The 17,360-nt window shown below is 73.1% G+C and carries 11 protein-coding genes and 1 pseudogene; all 12 read right to left on the bottom strand.

Features of this window, described 5'->3' with window-relative positions; all coding sequences use genetic code 11:
• Window positions 1-11 precede the first annotated feature (11 nt).
• Entirely contained in the window at window positions 12-719 is a 708-nt protein-coding gene (locus P3T34_RS12790) for a 4'-phosphopantetheinyl transferase superfamily protein (RefSeq protein ID WP_280666157.1), read from the bottom strand.
• Window positions 716-2,401, bottom strand: coding sequence for a C45 family autoproteolytic acyltransferase/hydolase (locus tag P3T34_RS12785; protein WP_280666156.1), 1,686 nt, complete (start codon window positions 2,399-2,401; stop codon window positions 716-718). The genes P3T34_RS12790 and P3T34_RS12785 overlap by 4 nt, the downstream gene beginning before the upstream one ends.
• A 2-nt stretch (window positions 2,402-2,403) precedes the next feature.
• Window positions 2,404-2,679, bottom strand: a complete 276-nt coding sequence (locus P3T34_RS12780) for an acyl carrier protein (RefSeq protein WP_348534656.1) — start codon at window positions 2,677-2,679, stop codon at window positions 2,404-2,406.
• Window positions 2,657-4,189 (bottom strand): AMP-binding protein, encoded by a 1,533-nt coding sequence (locus P3T34_RS12775; protein ID WP_280666155.1) that lies wholly within the window; start codon window positions 4,187-4,189, stop codon window positions 2,657-2,659. Before P3T34_RS12775 ends, P3T34_RS12780 begins: the two co-directional genes overlap by 23 nt.
• Window positions 4,186-7,533, bottom strand: coding sequence for an amino acid adenylation domain-containing protein (locus tag P3T34_RS12770; RefSeq protein WP_280666154.1), 3,348 nt, complete (start codon window positions 7,531-7,533; stop codon window positions 4,186-4,188). The genes P3T34_RS12775 and P3T34_RS12770 overlap by 4 nt, the downstream gene beginning before the upstream one ends.
• Window positions 7,530-9,824 carry a class I tRNA ligase family protein gene (locus P3T34_RS12765; RefSeq protein WP_280666153.1) on the bottom strand — a complete coding sequence of 765 codons (2,295 nt, stop codon included), beginning with the start codon at window positions 9,822-9,824 and terminating at the stop codon, window positions 7,530-7,532. The genes P3T34_RS12770 and P3T34_RS12765 overlap by 4 nt, the downstream gene beginning before the upstream one ends.
• Window positions 9,821-10,906: an FAD-dependent oxidoreductase gene (locus tag P3T34_RS12760; RefSeq protein ID WP_280666152.1), complete on the bottom strand. Its 1,086-nt coding sequence runs from the start codon at window positions 10,904-10,906 to the stop codon at window positions 9,821-9,823. Before P3T34_RS12760 ends, P3T34_RS12765 begins: the two co-directional genes overlap by 4 nt.
• On the bottom strand, window positions 10,903-12,228 hold the full coding sequence (locus P3T34_RS12755) for a SidA/IucD/PvdA family monooxygenase (protein ID WP_280666151.1): 1,326 nt from the start codon (window positions 12,226-12,228) through the stop codon (window positions 10,903-10,905). Before P3T34_RS12755 ends, P3T34_RS12760 begins: the two co-directional genes overlap by 4 nt.
• A 117-nt stretch (window positions 12,229-12,345) precedes the next feature.
• Entirely contained in the window at window positions 12,346-13,680 is a 1,335-nt protein-coding gene (locus P3T34_RS12750; protein ID WP_280666150.1) for an MFS transporter, read from the bottom strand.
• Window positions 13,670-15,070 carry an ATP-grasp domain-containing protein gene (locus P3T34_RS12745; protein WP_280666149.1) on the bottom strand — a complete coding sequence of 467 codons (1,401 nt, stop codon included), beginning with the start codon at window positions 15,068-15,070 and terminating at the stop codon, window positions 13,670-13,672. Before P3T34_RS12745 ends, P3T34_RS12750 begins: the two co-directional genes overlap by 11 nt.
• Window positions 15,067-16,285: pseudogene (locus P3T34_RS12740) on the bottom strand (saccharopine dehydrogenase family protein). The gene P3T34_RS12745 and the pseudogene P3T34_RS12740 overlap by 4 nt, the downstream one beginning before the upstream one ends.
• Complete coding sequence (locus tag P3T34_RS12735) at window positions 16,278-17,345, bottom strand: saccharopine dehydrogenase (RefSeq protein ID WP_280666148.1); 1,068 nt, start codon at window positions 17,343-17,345, stop codon at window positions 16,278-16,280. Before P3T34_RS12735 ends, P3T34_RS12740 begins: the two are co-directional and overlap by 8 nt.
• Window positions 17,346-17,360: the final 15 nt, after the last annotated feature.

Below are 17,360 nucleotides of genomic sequence, written 5' to 3'. Positions count from 1 at the left end.
CCTGGCGGGACTCAGGCCGGCCAGCGGTGCAGTCGCACCCCCGGGCGGGTGGTCCGGGAGACGAACGAGGCCATCAGCCGGTCGTCCGGGCTCCGGCCGGTCAGCAGGTCGGTGCTGGCGGACCAGGGCTCGGCCCCGCTGCCGGCGATGCCCAGCAGCGCCGCGCCCCCGGCGGCCGGGAAGGTCAGCGTGACGTCGCCGGCCCCCTCGGCCAGGCCCCGCCCGGTGGCCTTGACCGCGGCCTCCAGCAGGGTCCAGGCGTAGAAGAACAGGTCGGGCCCGGACTGCTCGGCGCTCGGCGGCACCGCCGGGTAGACCGAGGCGAGTACGTGCGCGGCCGAGGGGATCACCCGCAGGCGCTCCAGGTCCACCCCGATCGGCCCCTCCTCGGTGATCCCGAGCAGCAGCAGGTCCTCCGAGCGGGACCAGCTGACCCGGACGTCCGGGTGGTCCGGCAGGTACGGCTTGCCGCTTGCGGTGGTGGCCAGGTGCACGGCCCCGGGGGCCTCGCCGAGCCGGTCGGCGAGCAGGGCGCGCACCGCCAGCCGGGAGCGCAGGAAGAGCCGGGCGTCCTGGTCGTCGAGGTAGCCGGCGGCGCGTCGGCGCTCGGCCTCGGTGAGGTCGTCGGCGTAGCGGGCCGGGGAGAGCGACCGCACGTCGGCCCCCAGATCCGCCAGCCAGGCGTCCACCCCGCGGCCGGCCGCGCCCAGGCCCCTCATGTCGGACGCAGGCTGAAGACCTGCGTACCGGAGTGGGACGGATCGCCGGGTCGCAGGTGCAGTTCCCCGCGCTCGGGGAGCAGGACCACGGCGGCCACCGTACGTTCGCGCCGGATGTCGCCCTCGTCCGGGACGCAGATCGGTGGCTGGGAGAGCAGGGCGAAGTGCTCCTCGGGGGTGGCGCGCGGGTCGAGGTCGGCCAGGCCGGCCTCGGCCGTCTTCAGCCGGCGCAGTGAGGAGTTGCGGGCGAAGATGTTCAGTTCGTCGCGCGGGGCGAAGTCGGGGTGCAGGAAGTGGTTGGTGTGCCGGCTCTCCTGGGCGTCGGGGAGCAACCGCAGCTCGTCGCCCAGGAGTTCCACGCAGACCGTCCGCTCGTGGTCACACAGGGTCAGCGAGCGCGAGCTGGCCAGTCGCAGGCCGCGCAGGGCTTCCAGTGCCTCGTCCACGCTGCCGGTGGTGTCCAGCAGATGGCGGATCGCCAGGTACGGCGGCAGGCCGGGACGCCAGTCGCCGCCGAGCACCAGGTTCAGCCCGATCGCCAGGCCGTCGCTGTTGAGGCCGAGGTAGCCGAGCAGCCCGGCGAAGCTCAGCACCAGCGAGCGGCGGGAGCCGGCGGCCCGGCCGAAGTCCAGCACGCTGATCCGGTCGTCCAGGTCGCCGTTGAGGTCGACGGTCTGGGCGAGGACGGCGTCCCCCGCGAAGGCCGAGCCGGCCCGGGCGTAGGTGGTGCAGTCGCCCGCCGTAGGCACCTTGTGGTAGCCCATCACCTCCCGGCGCAGTTGCAGCAGCCAGGCCTGCGGCTCGCTCAGCCCGGCGCCGTCGGCCAGTCCCCTTACCTCGTCGGCCAGTTCGGGTGTCGCGGCCTCGACCGCCGCCCGGTAGGCGGCGATCGTCGGCTGCAGTGCGGTCATCGACAGCGGCGGCTGCACCAGGTGGTTGAGCCGGGCGAGCGAGTCGTCCAGGAAGCTGTGCAGCGGTGCGGCCAGGGCCGCGCCGTGCGCCAGCCCCAGCGCGTACGGGTCGCCGGTCGCCCGCACCAGCGGGACGGCGCCGCCGCTCATCCGACCGGCTCCGCGTGCAGGGCCCGGGCGATCTTCGGGCTGGTCGCCAACTGGGCCTTCACCTCGGGCCATTCGGCCCGCAGCACGCTGTAGAAGATGGCGTCCCGGCGCCGCCCCGTCGGGCATCGGGTTGAAGCTGCGCAGCACGCCGTCCTCGCTGGCCCCGATGTTCAGCAGGCCGCGGCGCGCCTGCTGGTTGAGCACGTCGGTCTTGAACTCGACGCGCTCGGCGCCCAGTTGCTCGAAGGCGTGGCCCATCAGCAGGTACTTGGCCCAGCGGTTGATGCCCTGGCCCTGGAACTCCAGGCCGAGCCAGGACCAGCCGATCTCCAACCGGCCGTCCGCCTCGGCCAGGTTGCCGAAGCTCATGCTGCCGGCCGCGCGACCGGTGCGCTTGTCGGTGATGTGGAAGACCGCGCGCCGACCGGCCAGTTGGTCGGCAAGGGTGGCGTCGAAGTACTTCTCGTAGTCCGCCTCGCTGTCGATCCGGGTCACGAAGTAGCGCCAGATCGCCGCGTCCAGCGCGATGGTGCGCAGCGAGGGGCGGTCCTCGGCGGTGATCGGCCGCAGCAGGACGTGCTCGTTCTCCAGGACGACTGCCGACTTCTCTACCCAGCTCATGTTCAGACCGCCTTCGTCATGGTGTTGGTGACGGCCTCGACGACCTCGCGCAGCGTGGTCATCCGGGCCAGGTCGTGCTCGGTGAAGTGGAACAGCTCGGTGCCGGTCTCGTCGCAGAGCGAGGTGAGGAAGAGCACCTTGTTGAGCGAGGTCAGCCCGTAGGCGGCGACCAGGTCGGCGTCCGGGTCGATCTCCTCCGGCTCGACGCCGGTGGTGAGAACCAGGGCGAGGTTCTCGCGGGCGGCGTTCTCGGTCTCAGCGTGCATCGGTGCGGACACGGATACCCTCCAGGGTGTTGTCGAGCTCGGTGGCGTAGGCGTCCCGGATCTGCGGGCGCCGGGGTTTGAACTGCGAGGTGAGCAGGCCGTTCTCGATGCTGAACCGCTCGCGGGCCGGCACCACCCGGCTGATCTGCTCGTCCGGCCCGAGGGCGGCGTTGGCGGCGGCCAGCTGCTGCTCGATGGCCGACTCGTCGGCGGGCAGCAGCGGCAGCGACGGCGGTGACACGACGGCGACGAGGTCGGTCTGCGCGGGGCAGAACACCACGCACTCCTCGATCGCCGACCCGGCGGCCTTGAGCTGCTCCTCGATCGGCCGGACGATGATCTTCTTGCCGTTCTCCAGCACGATCACGTCGTCGGCCCGGCCCCGGATGAAGAGGAAGCCGTCCTCGTCCAGATGGCCGAGGTCGCCGGTGCGGACGATCCCGCCGGGCTGGAAGACCTGCTCCGAGACGCCGGGCGCGGCGTACTCGTAGCGGACGTTGACGGGGTGGTCGCTGCGCACGCTGATCACGCCGTCCTCGTCGAGCAGCACCTGCTTTCCGGGCACCACCCGCCCGACGCTGCCCTCGCGGTGGGCGCCGGGGTGGTTCTTGGCCACGATGCAGGTCTCGTTGAGGCCGTAGCCCTCGTGGATCGGCAGTCCGGCCTCGGTGAAGAAGCGCAGCAGGGCCGCGCTCGCCGGGGCCGAGCCGGTCCACAGGTACCGGATCCGGTCGCCGAAGAGCTGCCGGGCCTGCACCGCGACCGGTTGGCCGGAGCGCCGCGCCCGGCCCTCGATGTGCCGGCGGGCGCTCTCGAAGAACGCGGGCACGCCCATCACCACGGTGGGCCGCGCCCGGCGCAGCGCCGCGAAGGCCGCCTCGTAGCTGCAGACGGTCAGGTCGTGGCCGTGCCGCAGCGCCGAGTAGACCCAGTAGCGCTGCTGGAGCAGCGAGAGCGGCAGGAAGACGAACAGGCTGTCGTCCGGGCCGTGCTGGAACAGCTCCTGGACGGCGTGCAGTGAGCTGTCGATGCTCCCCGCGGTCGCGCCCAGGCCCTTGGGCTCGCCGGTGCTGCCGGAGGTGAACTTGATGGTGGTCACCTCGAGCGGGGAGTACGGCTCGGCGGCCGGCGTCGGCGCGTCCTCGGTGGCGAGCCGCAGCGCCTCCTCCATCGGGAGGGCGCCCGCGGCCTCGCAGGGGCGGTCGGTGAAGAGCAGCGTGAGCCCGTACTTGGCGATCAACGCCGCGTCCGGCTCGAACTTGCCCGGTTCGAAGCCCGCCGTGACCGCCTTGAGCCGCAGCGCCGCCAGGTCGAGCAGCACCCACTCGAGCCGGTTGGCGCTCAGGATGCCGATCCGGTCGCCGGGGCCGATCCCCAGCCTGCTCAGGCCGGCGGCCAACTGCCCTGCCAGCTCGTGGAGTCGGGTCAGCTCGAAGGTCTCGGTGCCGTCCAGCCGGGCGAAGGTGATCCGGCCGCCGACCGGCGGGTGGGCGAGGATGTGGTCGAGGACGGAGTCCTTCATCGGGCGTTCCCCTCGCTCGCCGCAGTGATGGTCGCCGCGGTGATGTGGGCGGCCATCAGGCGGACGGTCTCCAGGGCGGGCAGCAGGTCCAGCGCGATGCCCACCTTGAAGCGCTTGCGCACCGCGGTCAGGATGCGCGCGGCGCTGATCGAATCGCCGCCCAGCGCATAGAGGTTGTCGTTCGGCCCGACCACCGCGCCGCGCAGGATCTCCGACCAGATACCGCTGAGCAGCAGCTCGGTCTCGGTGGCCGGCGCGTCGTCCACGACTCCCGGCGCGGCCGGCGCGGCCGACTCCGCCTCGGGGGCCCGGCGCAGCAGCTCGCCGCGGTCCACCTTGCCATTGCGGGTGAGCGGCAGCTCGTCGTGCCAGACCACGGCGGACGGGATCATGTAGTCGGGCAGCTCGGCCCGCAGCTCCTGGCGCAGCTCCGCGACGCTCGGACGGTCCGTTCCGGTCGGCACCAGGTGCGCGACCAGGCGGTCCCCGCGGGCGCCCGCCTGGCGGACCACCACGGCCTGGTGCACCGCCGCGCGGGCGGCCAGCCGGGTCTCCACCTCGCCGGCCTCGATCCGGTAGCCGTTCACCTTGATCTGGAAGTCGCTGCGGCCCAGGATCGCGATCTCGCCGCTGGGCAGGTAGCGGCCGAGGTCGCCGGTGCGGTAGAGCCGCTCGCCGCGCGCCTCGTCCAGGAAGAACCGCTCGGCGGTGCGCTGCTCGTCGCCCCAGTAGCCGCGGGCCAGCCCGGTGCCCGCCGCGACGATCTCGCCGGTCACCCAGTCCGGCGCGTCCTGGCCGTCCTGGTCGAGGACGTAGGCGCGGTTGTTGGTGTTCGGCCGCCCGTACGGGATGCTCTCGCTGCCGTCCTCCTCTTCGCCGACGGGGTGCAGGATGTTCCAGATGGTGGTCTCGGTTGGTCCGCCCAGCGAGACGACCTCCAGGTCGGGCCGCAGCCGGCGCAGCGCGGCGGGCAGCGCGGGCGGCAGCCGGTCGCCGCTCATCATCACCAGGCGCAGCGCGGGCGGCGCGGTCCGCTCGGCGACGGCCTGGTCGTGCATCAGTGCGACGATCGCCGGCACCGAGTTCCACACCGTCACCCCGGCGCTCTCGCACAGCCGCAGCCAGTGCGCCGGGTCCACCGCCTTGTCGCGGTCCGGCATCACCAGCGCGGCGCCGGCCGACAGGGCGCCGAAGACGTCCCAGACGGAGAGGTCGAAGTTGAAGGCGCTGATCGCGAAGAACCGGTCGGCGGGGCTGATGCCGAAGCGGGTGTGGCAGTCGGCGACCACGTTGGCCACGTTGCGCTGGGTCACCATGACGCCCTTGGGCGCGCCGGTGGTGCCGGAGGTGTAGAGCACATAGGCGAGGTCGTCCGGGTGGGCGCCGGGCAGCGGCTCCAGCGCGATCGGCGGGCCGGCGGGCGGCTCGTCGGTGGCGTCCAGGGCCAGCACCTCGCGGCCGTCCGCGTCCTGCCAGCCGGCGTTGCTGAGCACGCAGCGCACCCGTCCGTCGCGCAGCATGTACTGCCGGCGCTCGGCCGGCAGCGCCGCGTCCACCGGCAGGTAGGCCGCGCCGGCCAGCACGGTGGCCAGGATGCCGATCAGCTGCTCCGGGCCGCGGTGCATCACCAGGCCGACCAGCTCGTCCCGGCCGACGCCCCGCTCACGCAGCCAGGCGGCGGTGTGCGAGGCCCGCCGGTGCAGCTCGCCGTAGCTCATCGAGAGCTGCGAGGTGAGGATCGCGACGGCCTGCGGATCGGCCAGCGCCCGTGCGGTGAAGGCGTTCTGGAGCAGCACCTCGGGCAGCTCCAGGGCGGTGTCATTGGCCGTGCGCCGGCGCCGGCGCTGCTCCTCGGGCAGCAGCTCGAAGGTGGTCCGCGACCAGGCGTCCTCCTCGGTCAGGGTCTCGAGCAGGGTCTGGTAGCCGCGGGCCAGCGCGTCCGGCAGGCCCTGCGGGAAGAGCTCGTCGACGGCGTCCAACTGGACCACCAGGCCGCCGTGCTGCTCCATCGCGAAGGCGTTCAGCCACACCTGCGGGGTCTGGCTGACGCTGTACACCTCGGGCCCGAACAGCTCCAGGGCGGAGCCGTCCACGTCCTCACGGGCGTAGCCGATCGCGCTGTTGAAGGTGAACGGCATCCGCGCCTCGGCCGCCCCGCCACGGCGGCGGCCCAGCTCGCGCAGCACCTCGATGCCGGAGTGGTGGCGGTGGTCCAGCGCGGTGCGCAGTCGGGCCTGCAGGGCCTGCGCCCGCTCCTCGAAGGCGAGTCGGCGGTCGATCTCGACCTCGACGAGCATGGTGTCGGAGAACGGTCCGATCGCCTCGAAGACCCGGTGGTGCAGCGGCGGCCGGTTGGCCACCGTGGTGTTGAGGGTGAAGCGGGAGCCCGCGCCCCAGCGTGAGAGCACCTCCGCGTAGGCGGCGATCAGCAGCCCGGAGGGGGTCAGCCCGGCCCGCTTGGCGCGGTCCTTCAGGGCGGACCAGCGCGCGGGGTCCAGCTGGACCAGGCGCTGGGTGAAGCGGGTGCGGGTGATCGCGGACGGGCTGGTGGCCAGCGGCAGGTCCGGGTGCGGGGCCAGGTCGTCCAACCGCCCCGCCCAGTACGCCCGGGAGCGCTCGGCCGGGGCCTTGGCGCGGGCGCTCTCCAGCGCGGCCACGTAGTCCTCGAACGGCAACTCCCGGCCGGCCGGGGCCGGGTGGCCCTGGTACTCCTCCCACCAGGCGCGGAAGAAGAGGAAGCTGCTGATGCCGTCCATCACCAGGCCGTCGTGGCTGATGTGCAGCACCGTCAGGTCCTCGCGCAGGACGGTCGCCTCGACGGCGATCAGCGGCGCCCGGTCGGCGGGCAGCACCCGGTGCGAGCGCTCCTCGCGCAGGGCCAGGCGCCGGGCGTCCTGCTCGGCGGCGGACAGGCCGCGCAGGTCGAGCCGCTCGATCCGCAGGCCGTCCGCGTCCGGCTCGACCAGCTGGCGGCCGTCCTCGCTGAAGCGCGAGCGCAGCACGTCGTGCCGCTGGACGACGGCGCGCAGCGCGGCCTCCAGCCGGTCCAGGTCCCAGCTGCCCTCGATCTCGTGGTAGACGTGGCTGGCGATGTCGCCGATCTCGAAGATGCCGCCGCGGCCCAGCAGGTAGCTGTGCTGCAACGGGGTCAGCGCGAAGCTGCCGGGCTCGTGGGCGGTCAGGGTGCTCAGGTGGGCGATCAGCTGCGGCTTGCAGGCCTTGATCCGGGCGACCAGCTCGGCGTCGATCCGCTCGCGGCTGCCCTGCAGGCGCAGGTCCCCGCCGGTGACGCCGACCGAGAGCCCGCGGGCCTCGATCTCCCGCAGGACGTCGAGGTGACTCATGCCGCCACCCCGATCGCTACCGAAGAGGCGGCGGAGAGGACGGCCGAGACGGCGGCCGGCTCGGCCCGCTGCTCCAGCAGGGCGGCGAGCGCGGCGAGGTCGTGCTCGCCGAGCAGTTCGTCGACCAGGATGTCGACGTCCAGCTGCTCCAGGAGCTGGTACTGCAGCAGCACGCTCTGCAGCGAACTGGCCCCCAGCTCCAGCAGGGTGGCGTCGGCCGGGGCCGGCGGCGCCTGCAGGGTGCTGGCGACCAGGTCGGTGAGCCAGCCGAGCAGCGCGGGGGCTTCGGGGGATTCGGCCTGAGCGGGGGCGCCGAAGAACACCTGGTCGGCCAGGTCGACCCGGCTGCCCGGGGTGAGCAGCTCCGGCGTGCTCGGCCAGCGGGCGGGGGCGGGCAGCCCGAGCGCGGCGGCCAGCTTGGCGGCGAAGCGCGGCATCACCGGCGCCGCGCCGTGCGCCAGCAGCCGGGCGGCGGCCAGCTCCAGCGCGGTCGCCGTGCGCGCCTCGTCGCGCCAGCCCTCGGCCTCGGCGAGCGGGCTCTCGGCGGCGGCGAAGCGCACGGTGTCCTCGACGATGCCGTTCAGCTCGGCGGCGGCCCGGTTCAGCGAGAAGCCGTCGCGGCCCAGGCTGTTGGTCAACGCGTCGAGCCTGGAGCCGAGTCGGGCCAGGAAGGCGGTGTGCTCGGCGGTCCAGTTGCCGGCGTCGGGTGCCTGCCCGGCGTAGTTCTTGGCAACCCGGGCGCCGAGGTCGTTCAGCCAGCCCTGCCAGCCGCCGACCAGGGTCTGCTCCAGCACCTCGCGGTACTCCGCGCGGCCGAAGTTGGTGCGCCGGCCCTCGGGGCGGGTCAGCGAGAGGAAGTAGCGCACCGAGTCGACGCTCTGCGGGTTGAGGATCTCCTTGCCCCAGACGGCGTGCCGCCGGCTGGTGGAGAACTTGGAGCCCTCGAGCAGGTAGAACTCGTTGACGTGGTAGTCGATGTCCGGCGCCCAGTCAGGGAAGGCGAGTTGGTACAGCGCGGGGTAGAGGATCGCGTGGTAGAAGCTGTTGTCGTAGCCGAAGAAGTGCACGATCTTCCAGTCCGGCTGCGGCGCGGCGGCCCGCCAGTCCTGCCCGGTGCGGCGGCCCAGCGCCTCGATGCCGTGCAGGAACCCGTAGGACATCTCGGGCCAGACCCAGATCACCTGGCCCTCGCCCGCGTCCTCGGCGGGCCGCACGCCCCACCCGGAGGGGTGGCTGACGCTGATGTCCAGGCTCGGGCGGCGGAACAGCCGCATCGCGAGCTCGCGCAGCCGGGCGGGGACCCGGCCGAGCCGGTGGTGGGCGGCGATCGCCGGCGCGAACTCGTGCAGCGGGAGGGTGTAGCGCTCGGCGCTGCCGGTTCGCGGCTCGGCGTCGGAGCGGTTGGAGCGCGGCTGGACCAGGTCGACCACGGAGTTCGGCTCGCCGCACTCCTCGCAGATGTTGCCGGAGGTGGCGTGCGAGCAGGTCGGGCAGCCGCCCTTGACGTCGACCTCGTAGAGGTAGTCGCCGCTCTCGCCGTCGAAGAGCGCGGCGCCCTCCTGGAGAGCGACTCGTCCGGACTCCACCAGGCGGGAGAAGAAGGCCTGCAGGCCGGCCGGGTAGGAGGCGTCCTCGTTGGTGACGGTGTACTGGTCGAGCGGGATGTCCATCAGCTGCAGGGTGGCGGCGATCTCGGCGCTGTAGTGCGCGGCGGTCTCGGCCGGGGTGCGGCCGTCGCGGTCGGCGGCGCCGACCACGTAGCTCTGGAAGTCGTCGCTGCCGGTGAGGTGCCAGGCCTGCGTACCGTTCATCCGCTGGTAGCGGACGAAGGCGTCGGCGCCCAGGTACGGGCCGGAGAGGTGGCCCAGGTGCAGATCGCCGTTGGGGGTCGGCGGGGTGGAGAAGACGAAGACCGGACGGTCCGCGAAGCCGCCGCGCTCGGCCCGCCGGGAGGCCTCCAGGGCCCGCTCGGCGTCGCGCCAGTACTGGGTGACGAAGAGCAGGTCGCTCTCGCCGGTGTTGTGCAGCACATGGGTCTCGAAGGGCTCGAAGAGCGCCACCGTGCCGGGCGTTGCCGGGTGGTGCTGATCGCCGACGATGAACTCGCCCGAGCCCGCGACGATCACGAAGAACTCGGTCTCGTCATGGCGGTGCAGCTGCGAGCTGACGCCGGGCGCCACCCGTCCCCAGCCGGCTCCGGAGCCCTGGAGGCCCTCGATGCCGTCGATGCCGCTCATCTCGATGCCGAAGGCGTCGTGCAGCACCGACGGGTCGTAGGTATTGATGATCATTGCTGGCTTCCTGACATGGCAAGGCTTCCTGACGTGGGAAGAAGGTGGAGGAGGTCGGCGGCCTGCGCGGCGATGGCCGGGGCGAGGCGGTAGCCGGAGCCGTTGGCGGCGCCGGCGAAGATCAGCCGGGAGTCGGCGGGCAGCGCGCGCACCAGCGGTTCGCCGGTGCCGCTGTAGGCGTCGCAGAACACCCGGCCCGAGGTGCAGTGCTCGGCGAGCCCGGGGGCCAGCGCGCGCAGCGCGGCCAGCGCGTCGCGCAGGTCGGCGGGGCGCAGCCCGTCGGTGAGCTCGTCCGGGTCGACGTCCCACTCCTGGCAGGTGTAGCTGAAGAGCCAGTGGCCGCGGTCGTGCAGCGGCAGCAGGAAGGCGTCCTCGTCCTGCAGCACGATCGCGTGGTCGCCAGGGGCGGGCCGGCGCTCGATGTGCAGGGCGACGACCTTCTTGACCCGCACGCCGAGCGGCGCGAGCAGCTCCTGCCAGGCGGGGGCGGCGATCCACGGGCCGGGCGCCAGGACGACCTGACGGGCCGTCAACTCCTCGCCGGTGCCCAGCCACAGGGTGACGTGGTCGGATCCTGGGAGCAGCGCGCGGACGGCGACGCCCTCGCGCACCTCGACCTGCCCGCGCAGCGAGCCGAACAGCTCGCGGGTCAGCCCGTGCACGTCCGCGTACTGGCCGCCGGTGACCTCCCAGACGCCCGCGCCCTCGGGCACCCTGACCAGCTCGCCGGGAACGCGGTCGGTGCGCAGCGGCTCGGCGCTCGCCAGGTACTGCTCGCGCAGCCGGCTCTCGTCGGCGCTGACCACCGACATCGCCAGCGGGTGGATCGGCAGGCCGGGCAGCAGGTCGGTCAACTCGGCGTAGTAGTCCTGGCTGTAGGCCGTCATCCGGCGGACCTGCCCGGTGCCGCCGCGCGGGAAGTGCAGCCCGGCCGAGCGGCGGCTGGCACCCGAGCCGACGGCGTCCCGGTCCAGCACGGTGACCGTCGAGCCGGGCGCGCGGGCGAGGATCTCGCGGGCCGTCAGGCAGCCGATGATCCCCGCCCCCACGACGGCCACGTCGACGGGCGGCCGCGCGGTCATGCCGCCCACCGGGCTGCGACATCGGACTTGGCGGACCAGTCGATGAAGGAGTCCAGCTGCTCGTTGCTCCGCACCCCGCGCAGCCGGTCGACGATCCGGCGGCTGCGCCAGGCGTTCAGGCTGAGGTTGGGGTCGGCCAGGCCGCGCTGCTGCTTGGCGCCGTTCTGCACGAAGATGTTCCGGTCGGCGGGGCCGTCCCAGCGGACCGCGAAGTCCTGGTCGATCCGCAGCTCGTCGCCCTCGCGCTCCAGCCGGTCCTCGATCGGGGCCAGGAAGTCGGTGCGGGCCGGGCGGTAGCCGGTGGCCCAGACGATCACGTCGGCCTCGTAGCGCTCGGTGCCGTACCGCTGGTCGTTGTGCTGGACCTCGACCGTCCAGCCGCCCGCGACGCCCGGGGTGACCCGGGTGACCTCGCGGTTGGGCTCCAGCGCGACCAGGTCCTCGGACTGCTCGATGAAGCGGTGCACGTAGACGCGCTGGTAGATCTCGCGCAGGGTGGCCTCCGACACCCCGTCGCTGGTGAGGGTGTGCGCGCTGTTGAAGCGGGCCCGGGTCTCCCGGTCCAGGCCGTAGAAGTAGTCCGAGTGGTCCGGCATGTAGAAGTCGTTGGTGAACGGCGAGTCGTCGATCGGGAAGTAGTTGCGGCGCCGGGAGACCCAGGAGACCCGGCGGGGCAGCTCGGCGCCCGCGCGGGAGATCAGGTCGAGGAACGCCTCGGCGCCCGACTGGCCGCCGCCGACCACCACGATCCGCTTGCCGCCCAGCGAGCGCGCCCGCTCCACGAAGTCGCTGACGTGGAACTGGGTTTCGCCGAGCCGGCCGAGCGCCTGCGGCGGCACCCAGGGCTGGTTGCCGACGCCGAGCACCAGGTTGTCGGCCGTCACCGTGCGGCGGCTGGTGCGGACGGTGAAGTGCCGGTCGAACTCGACCGTGCGGACCTCCTCGCCGAACACCACGTTGGGGTTGCGCCGGCTCGCCCACTCCAGGTAGTTGCGGAACTCCAGCCGCGGCACGTCGGCGAACTGGGCGTTCAGGAAGTGGTAGATCCGGCCCTGCTCGTGCAGGTAGGACAGGAAGGAGAACGGGTTGGTCGGGTCGGTCAGGCTGACCAGGTCCTTGAAGAGCGAGACCTGGAGGGTGGCGCCGGGTATCTGCTGGCCGTCGTGCCAGCCGAACGAGTCCCGGCGGTCGACGAAGAGGTTCGACACCTCGGGGTGGCCGTGCAGCAGCGACGCCAGGCTGAGGTTGGCCGGGCCGGCGCCGATGCCCACGCAGCTGTAGTGCGCGTGTTCCGGCTGGGTGTGGGCGGATTCCTTGGGCATTTCTGAGCCTCTCTTACTCGGGTGGCGATGCGGGAGAAGCGGCTGCGCGGGCATGGTCGAGGAACCGCGGGCGCAGCGGGGAGGGTGTCCAGGGGATGTCGTGCGAGGGGCTTGTGCTCAGACCGGTGCGGGCTCGGTACGGACGGCCAGCAGGCCGAGCACCGTGGCGAGCAGGGAGCCGGCGGCCAGCACCGGCCAGACCAGCGCGCCGAGTTGGAGGAAGAGCCAGCCACCGACCAGCGGACCGAGTGCGGTGCCCAGGCTGAAGCTGAACTGGAAGCTGCCGATGTAGCGGCTGCGCAGGTGGGCCGGGCCGGCCGTGGCCGGGTAGGCGAAGACCGTCGGGCCGCCGATGATCTCGCCGACCGACCAGATCAGGGTGCCGACCACCAGCGCGGCCGGTCCGATCGGCAGGCCGTAGAACGCGACCCCCGCGCCCACCAGGGCGAAGCCGAGGCCGATGGTGACCTTCAGCGGCCAGCTCTGGGCGAGCCGGGTGACCAGCAGTTCGAAGGCGATCACGATGAAGCCGTTGAGCGAGACCGCGACGGTGTACCAGACCAGGTCCATCCGCTGGTGCTGCACGAACAGCGGCAGCGTCGACAGGTACTGGACGTACACCACGGCGTGGCAGAAGGCGGCGGCCACGTAGAGCACGAACCGGCGGTCGCGCAGCACCGCGAGGTAGCCGCCGCCGGTGCTCGGCTGCGTCCCTGCCTGCGTTCCTGCCTGCGGCCGGCGCGCTGCGGTGGACTTGCCGGGCAGGGTGGCCAGCGCCAGGACGGCGTAGGCCAGCGCGATCAGCGCCTCGCCCCAGAAGAGCATCAGGTAGCTGCGATGCCCGGCGTTGTAGAGCCAGAAGCCGAGCAGCGGTGCGGCGGTGGCGCCCAGGTTGAGGCCGAAGCGGTACATCGCGAAGATCATCACCTGCCGCTCGTCGGAGGTCAGTTCCGACAGCAGGGTCGCCGAGGCGGGCCGGAAGACCTGCGCACCCAGACCGGCCAGCGCGATGGCCGCCAGCAGCGGCACGAACCCGGGCAGGTAGAGCAGCGAGGCGGTCAGCACCGCCGTGCCGGCCAGACTGAGCACGGTGGCGTTGCGGACGCCCAGCCGGTCCGCCAGCGTCCCGCCGACCAGCACGCCGAGCACGGCCCCGGTGCCGTAGACGCCCAGCGCGATCACCGCCTGACCCGCCGAGTAGCCCTTGGAGGTCAGGAAGAGCACCAGGAAGATGTTGAGGAAACCGCTGAGCCGGTTCACCAGCACCCCGGCCAGCACCGTCTTCACCGCGAGCGGGGACTCCCGGAAGGTGGCCCAGACGGTCGCCCGCTGCGCAGCCGGCGCCCCCGCTGCCGGCTGCTGCGTCTGCTCCGCGGTGTCAGTCTGGTGCGCGGCGTCCGTCCCGAGTGCGGCGTCCGTCTCGAGCGCGGGGCCGGCGGTGTCAGTCGACATCGGGCACCGCCCGCGCCTCGCCCACCTGCACGCTGAGGGCCGCGCGGACCCGCTGCTCCAGCGCGTCCAGCTCCGCCGCCGACGGCGCGTCGATCAGGAAGGTGACCGCCCGGTCGTCCGAGCTGGTCAGCGGGCCGAGCAGGCTGCCGCGCTCCTTGAGCACCAGGACGGCGCGCAGCGCTGCCGGATCGCCGGCGGCGCCGGGTGCGAGCTCGGGCCAGATGCCGCCCTCGCCGACCCAGACCGGCTCGACGCCGGGCCAGTCGAGCAGCACGTCCGCCAGCACGCCGCTGCGGTGCTCCAGATAGACCTGACGGGTCCAGCGGCGCGGCTCGGGGTAGTGGGCCGGCTCGCCGAGCGCGATCCTGACGATCTCCGGCTCCAGCGGCGAGCCGGTGGCGAGGTGGTAGAGCGCCAGCAGGCCGTCTCCCGGGGTCCGGGCCGCGACCTCCATCAGCACCGCCTGCCCGGCCGCGTCCACCCGCCACTCCGCGTGGGCGATGCCGCTGCCGAAGGCCAGCCGCTCCAGCAGCTGGGCATTCGCGGCCAGCAGCACCGCGTCCGGACCGTCAGGGCCGCTCGGCACCGAATGTGCGAGCTCGACGAAGGAGCGGGCATGCGACTCGGTGGTCTCCTTGCGGGTGACCGAGGCGAACAGCACCTTGCCCTCCTGCACCAGGCTCTCCACCGAGTACTCCTGGCCGATCACCTGCTGCTCGACCAGGACGGTCTCGTGCGCCGGGTAGCCGGCCAGTTGCTCGCGCAGCGCGGCCGGTCCCTCGACCGTGGCGACGCCCGAACTGGAGTGCCGCGCCGTGGGTTTGACGACTACCGGGAACGGAACCCGGGCCGGATCGAAGCCCGCCCGCTCGCTCGGCGGCACGACGGCCGCCACCGGGCTGAACTCCGGCAGGTACCAGCGCTGCAGGTACTTGCTGCGGCAGGCCCGGGTCGCCCGCAGGCCCGGAGTCGGCAGGCCGAGCGCGTCGCTGAGCAGTCCGGTGGGCTCCACCAGGGTCTCGCCGACCGCGTAGGCGCCGACGATCCGGTAGCTCTGGCGCCAGGCGGCGGCGCGGGCGATCAGCCCGGCGGTGAACGAGCCCTCCTGGTTCAACTCGCCCTCGACGAAGCCGATCTCGTCGATCAGCGCCGCCGGGTGGTCGGGGTCGTTGCGCGCCGCGAGTGCCTGCTCCCGGGCGCTCTCCGGGGTGATCAGCAGGATCCGCAGGCCCCGGGCGGCCAGCTCCCGAAGGTAGCGGTGGTTGCGGCAGACCACCCGGAAGGCGCCGGTCAGGACGAAGGCCGCGGGGCGGCTCGCCCGCTCGGCCTCGGTCGGTGGTGTCTCGGTCGGTGGTGCCTCGGCCGGTGGCGTCTCGGTCGGTGGTATCACGTCGGTTCTCCTTCTGGGGACGGTGGGTACTGCTGGAAGCTGCTGGTGATGCCCTGCTCGGCGAGGAAGGACAGCCAGCGCTCGACCTCCTCGGGGCTTCTCGCCGCGCGGTGCAGGCCGGCCGGCAGGGCGCCGTCGAGGATCCTGGTGATCCCGTACGCGAGCGGCAGCGAGACGCAGCGGGCCATCGCGCTCTCGTGCTCGTCACCGAGCAGGTCGAGCAGGTACTCGCCGGACCAGCTGCTCCCGTCCGCGGCCCGCAGGCGCAGGGCGACGGTGAGCACCACCCGGTCGCGGTCGGCCTCGGTCATCGGGTGGCTGGCGGCCAACTCCTGGGCGAGGGCGGCGATTCGGTTGTCGTCGCCGGAGCGGACGGTGTCGAAGACCTCCGCCCAGGCCGCCTGCCAGCCCTCCAGTCGCAGCGTGCCGCGGACGAAGGTCTGCAGCTGCCAGTCGGCCGGGATCGCGTACTGGGTGACGAACGGCAGGCTGTCCCTGTTCGGGTAGACCTCGAAGAGTTCGCCGTCCACCCGGTGGTCGACGGTCGCCTCCCAGGGTCGCTCGGCGGTCAGCTCCTCGCCGCCAGCCACGTAGCGGGCCGGGTTGCGCAGTGCGGAGAGCACCCCGAGCGGGGCCCAACTGAACCGGTAGCGGAAGGCGTTGGGCACCGCCGGGAGGCCGCCGCAGTAGGAGGTGAAGTCCGCCGAGACGGCCCCGGGCAGTGCCGCCCGGCCGATCTCCACCAGTCGGTGGGCCATCAGGTGGTCGATCCCGGGGTCGAGGCCGGCCTCGGTCAGCACGACCGTTCCGCTCGACTCGGCCTTGGCGGGCGGCCTCCTGGAGCTCGGGGGAGACATAGCTGGAGCAGGCGAAGTGCGCGCCGCGGTCGGTGCAGAGCCGCAGCAGCTCCGGGTGTTGACCGGCCGGCAGCATCGAGACCAGCACGTCCCCGGGCGCCAACTCGGCTGCCAGCACGGCCGGATCGAGCGTGCGGGGCTCGGCCCGGCCGGTCAGGCCGAGCTCCGCCAGGCGCTGGGCGGCGCGCTCCCGGGTGCGCCCCCACAGCACCACCCGGGAGGCGCGGTCGCAGACCAGGCCGAGGCCGCTGCGGCCGGTGGAGAGCCCGGTGCCGATCCAGTGCACGGTCCCGGTGGCGCGGGTGGGTATCGCGGTGGGTGTCGGGGCGGATGTCGGGGCGGGTATGGAATCAGGCATCGGGGGCCTCCAGGTCGTTCGCCCGGCATGCGGTGCGGAAGTCGGACAGGCAGCGCTGCCAGGCCGGGGCGGCGGCCTCGCCGAGGGCGAGTGGCAGCAGCTGGGGCAGCAGCTCGGCGGAGAACGCCCGGCTGGCCTCGGCGGGCAGCAGTGAGGGCAGGTTGTCGATGGCGATCAGGTCCAGCGGCTTGCCCTCGCGCAGCCGGCGGACCGGCTGCTGCCAGCTGGTCACCGTGTCGTAGACCGGCAGCACATTGAAGGCCGAGGTGACGTCGCAGGTGACGTCGCAGATGACGGAGAGCCGGCGCAGTGGCTCGTCCAGGTCGGCCGGGCGCAGGAACGGCTCCACCGCGCGGGTGGTGAGCACGGTGTTGAGCAGCAGGTCGTGGTCCAGCAGGGCGGACCGGTCGAGCTGACGGGTCTCGGCGACGTCCCAGCCGGTCGCGGCCAGCCCGGCGGTGGCGAGGGCGTCCAGTGCGCCGCGTCCGCAGCGCCCGAGCGCCCCGACGACCAGCACGGACGGCTGCTCGCCGTCGTGCGGCTCGGCCAGCCGGCGGTCCAACTCGGCCTTGGCCAGCGGCTCCAGCGGTGCGCGCAGGGCGCCCCGGCTGTGCAGCACGGCGAGCGCCGCGCCGACGTACCCGGCCCAGTAGCCGAACGCGGCCAGCCGCCGGCCCATGTCGTCGACCAGGTACTCCAGATCGAGCAGGGCGCCGCCGCCCGCGTTGAACCGGCCGAGCAGCTCGCGGCTGCCCTGCTGTCCCTTGTAGGCGTGTCCGAAGAAGATATGACGGTGCGTCAGTGCGCTGCCGTCCTCGGGGAGTTCCTTGAGGCCCAGGACGTACGCCTGCTGCGGTGCGCCGCTCCAGCCGCCGGCCGGCGCGGTCTCGCAGCCGGCCGCGGTGTACTCCTCCAGCGGGAACACTCGCTGGGGGGACTCCTCGACGGTGACCTGGAACCCGTGCTCGACCAGCCGGCGGGCATCGGCCGGCACGATCGGGGCGCGGCGCTCGGTCGAGCGCGCCTCATGCCGGATCCACAGCCGTGGCATGTCTGCCATCGGTTTCTTCCTTTC

This window comes from Kitasatospora sp. MAP12-44 (assembly GCF_029892095.1).
GTDB lineage: Bacteria > Actinomycetota > Actinomycetes > Streptomycetales > Streptomycetaceae > Kitasatospora.
The sequence above is the reverse complement of the archived record's forward strand: the minus strand, read 5'-3'. Positions and strand labels throughout refer to the sequence as shown.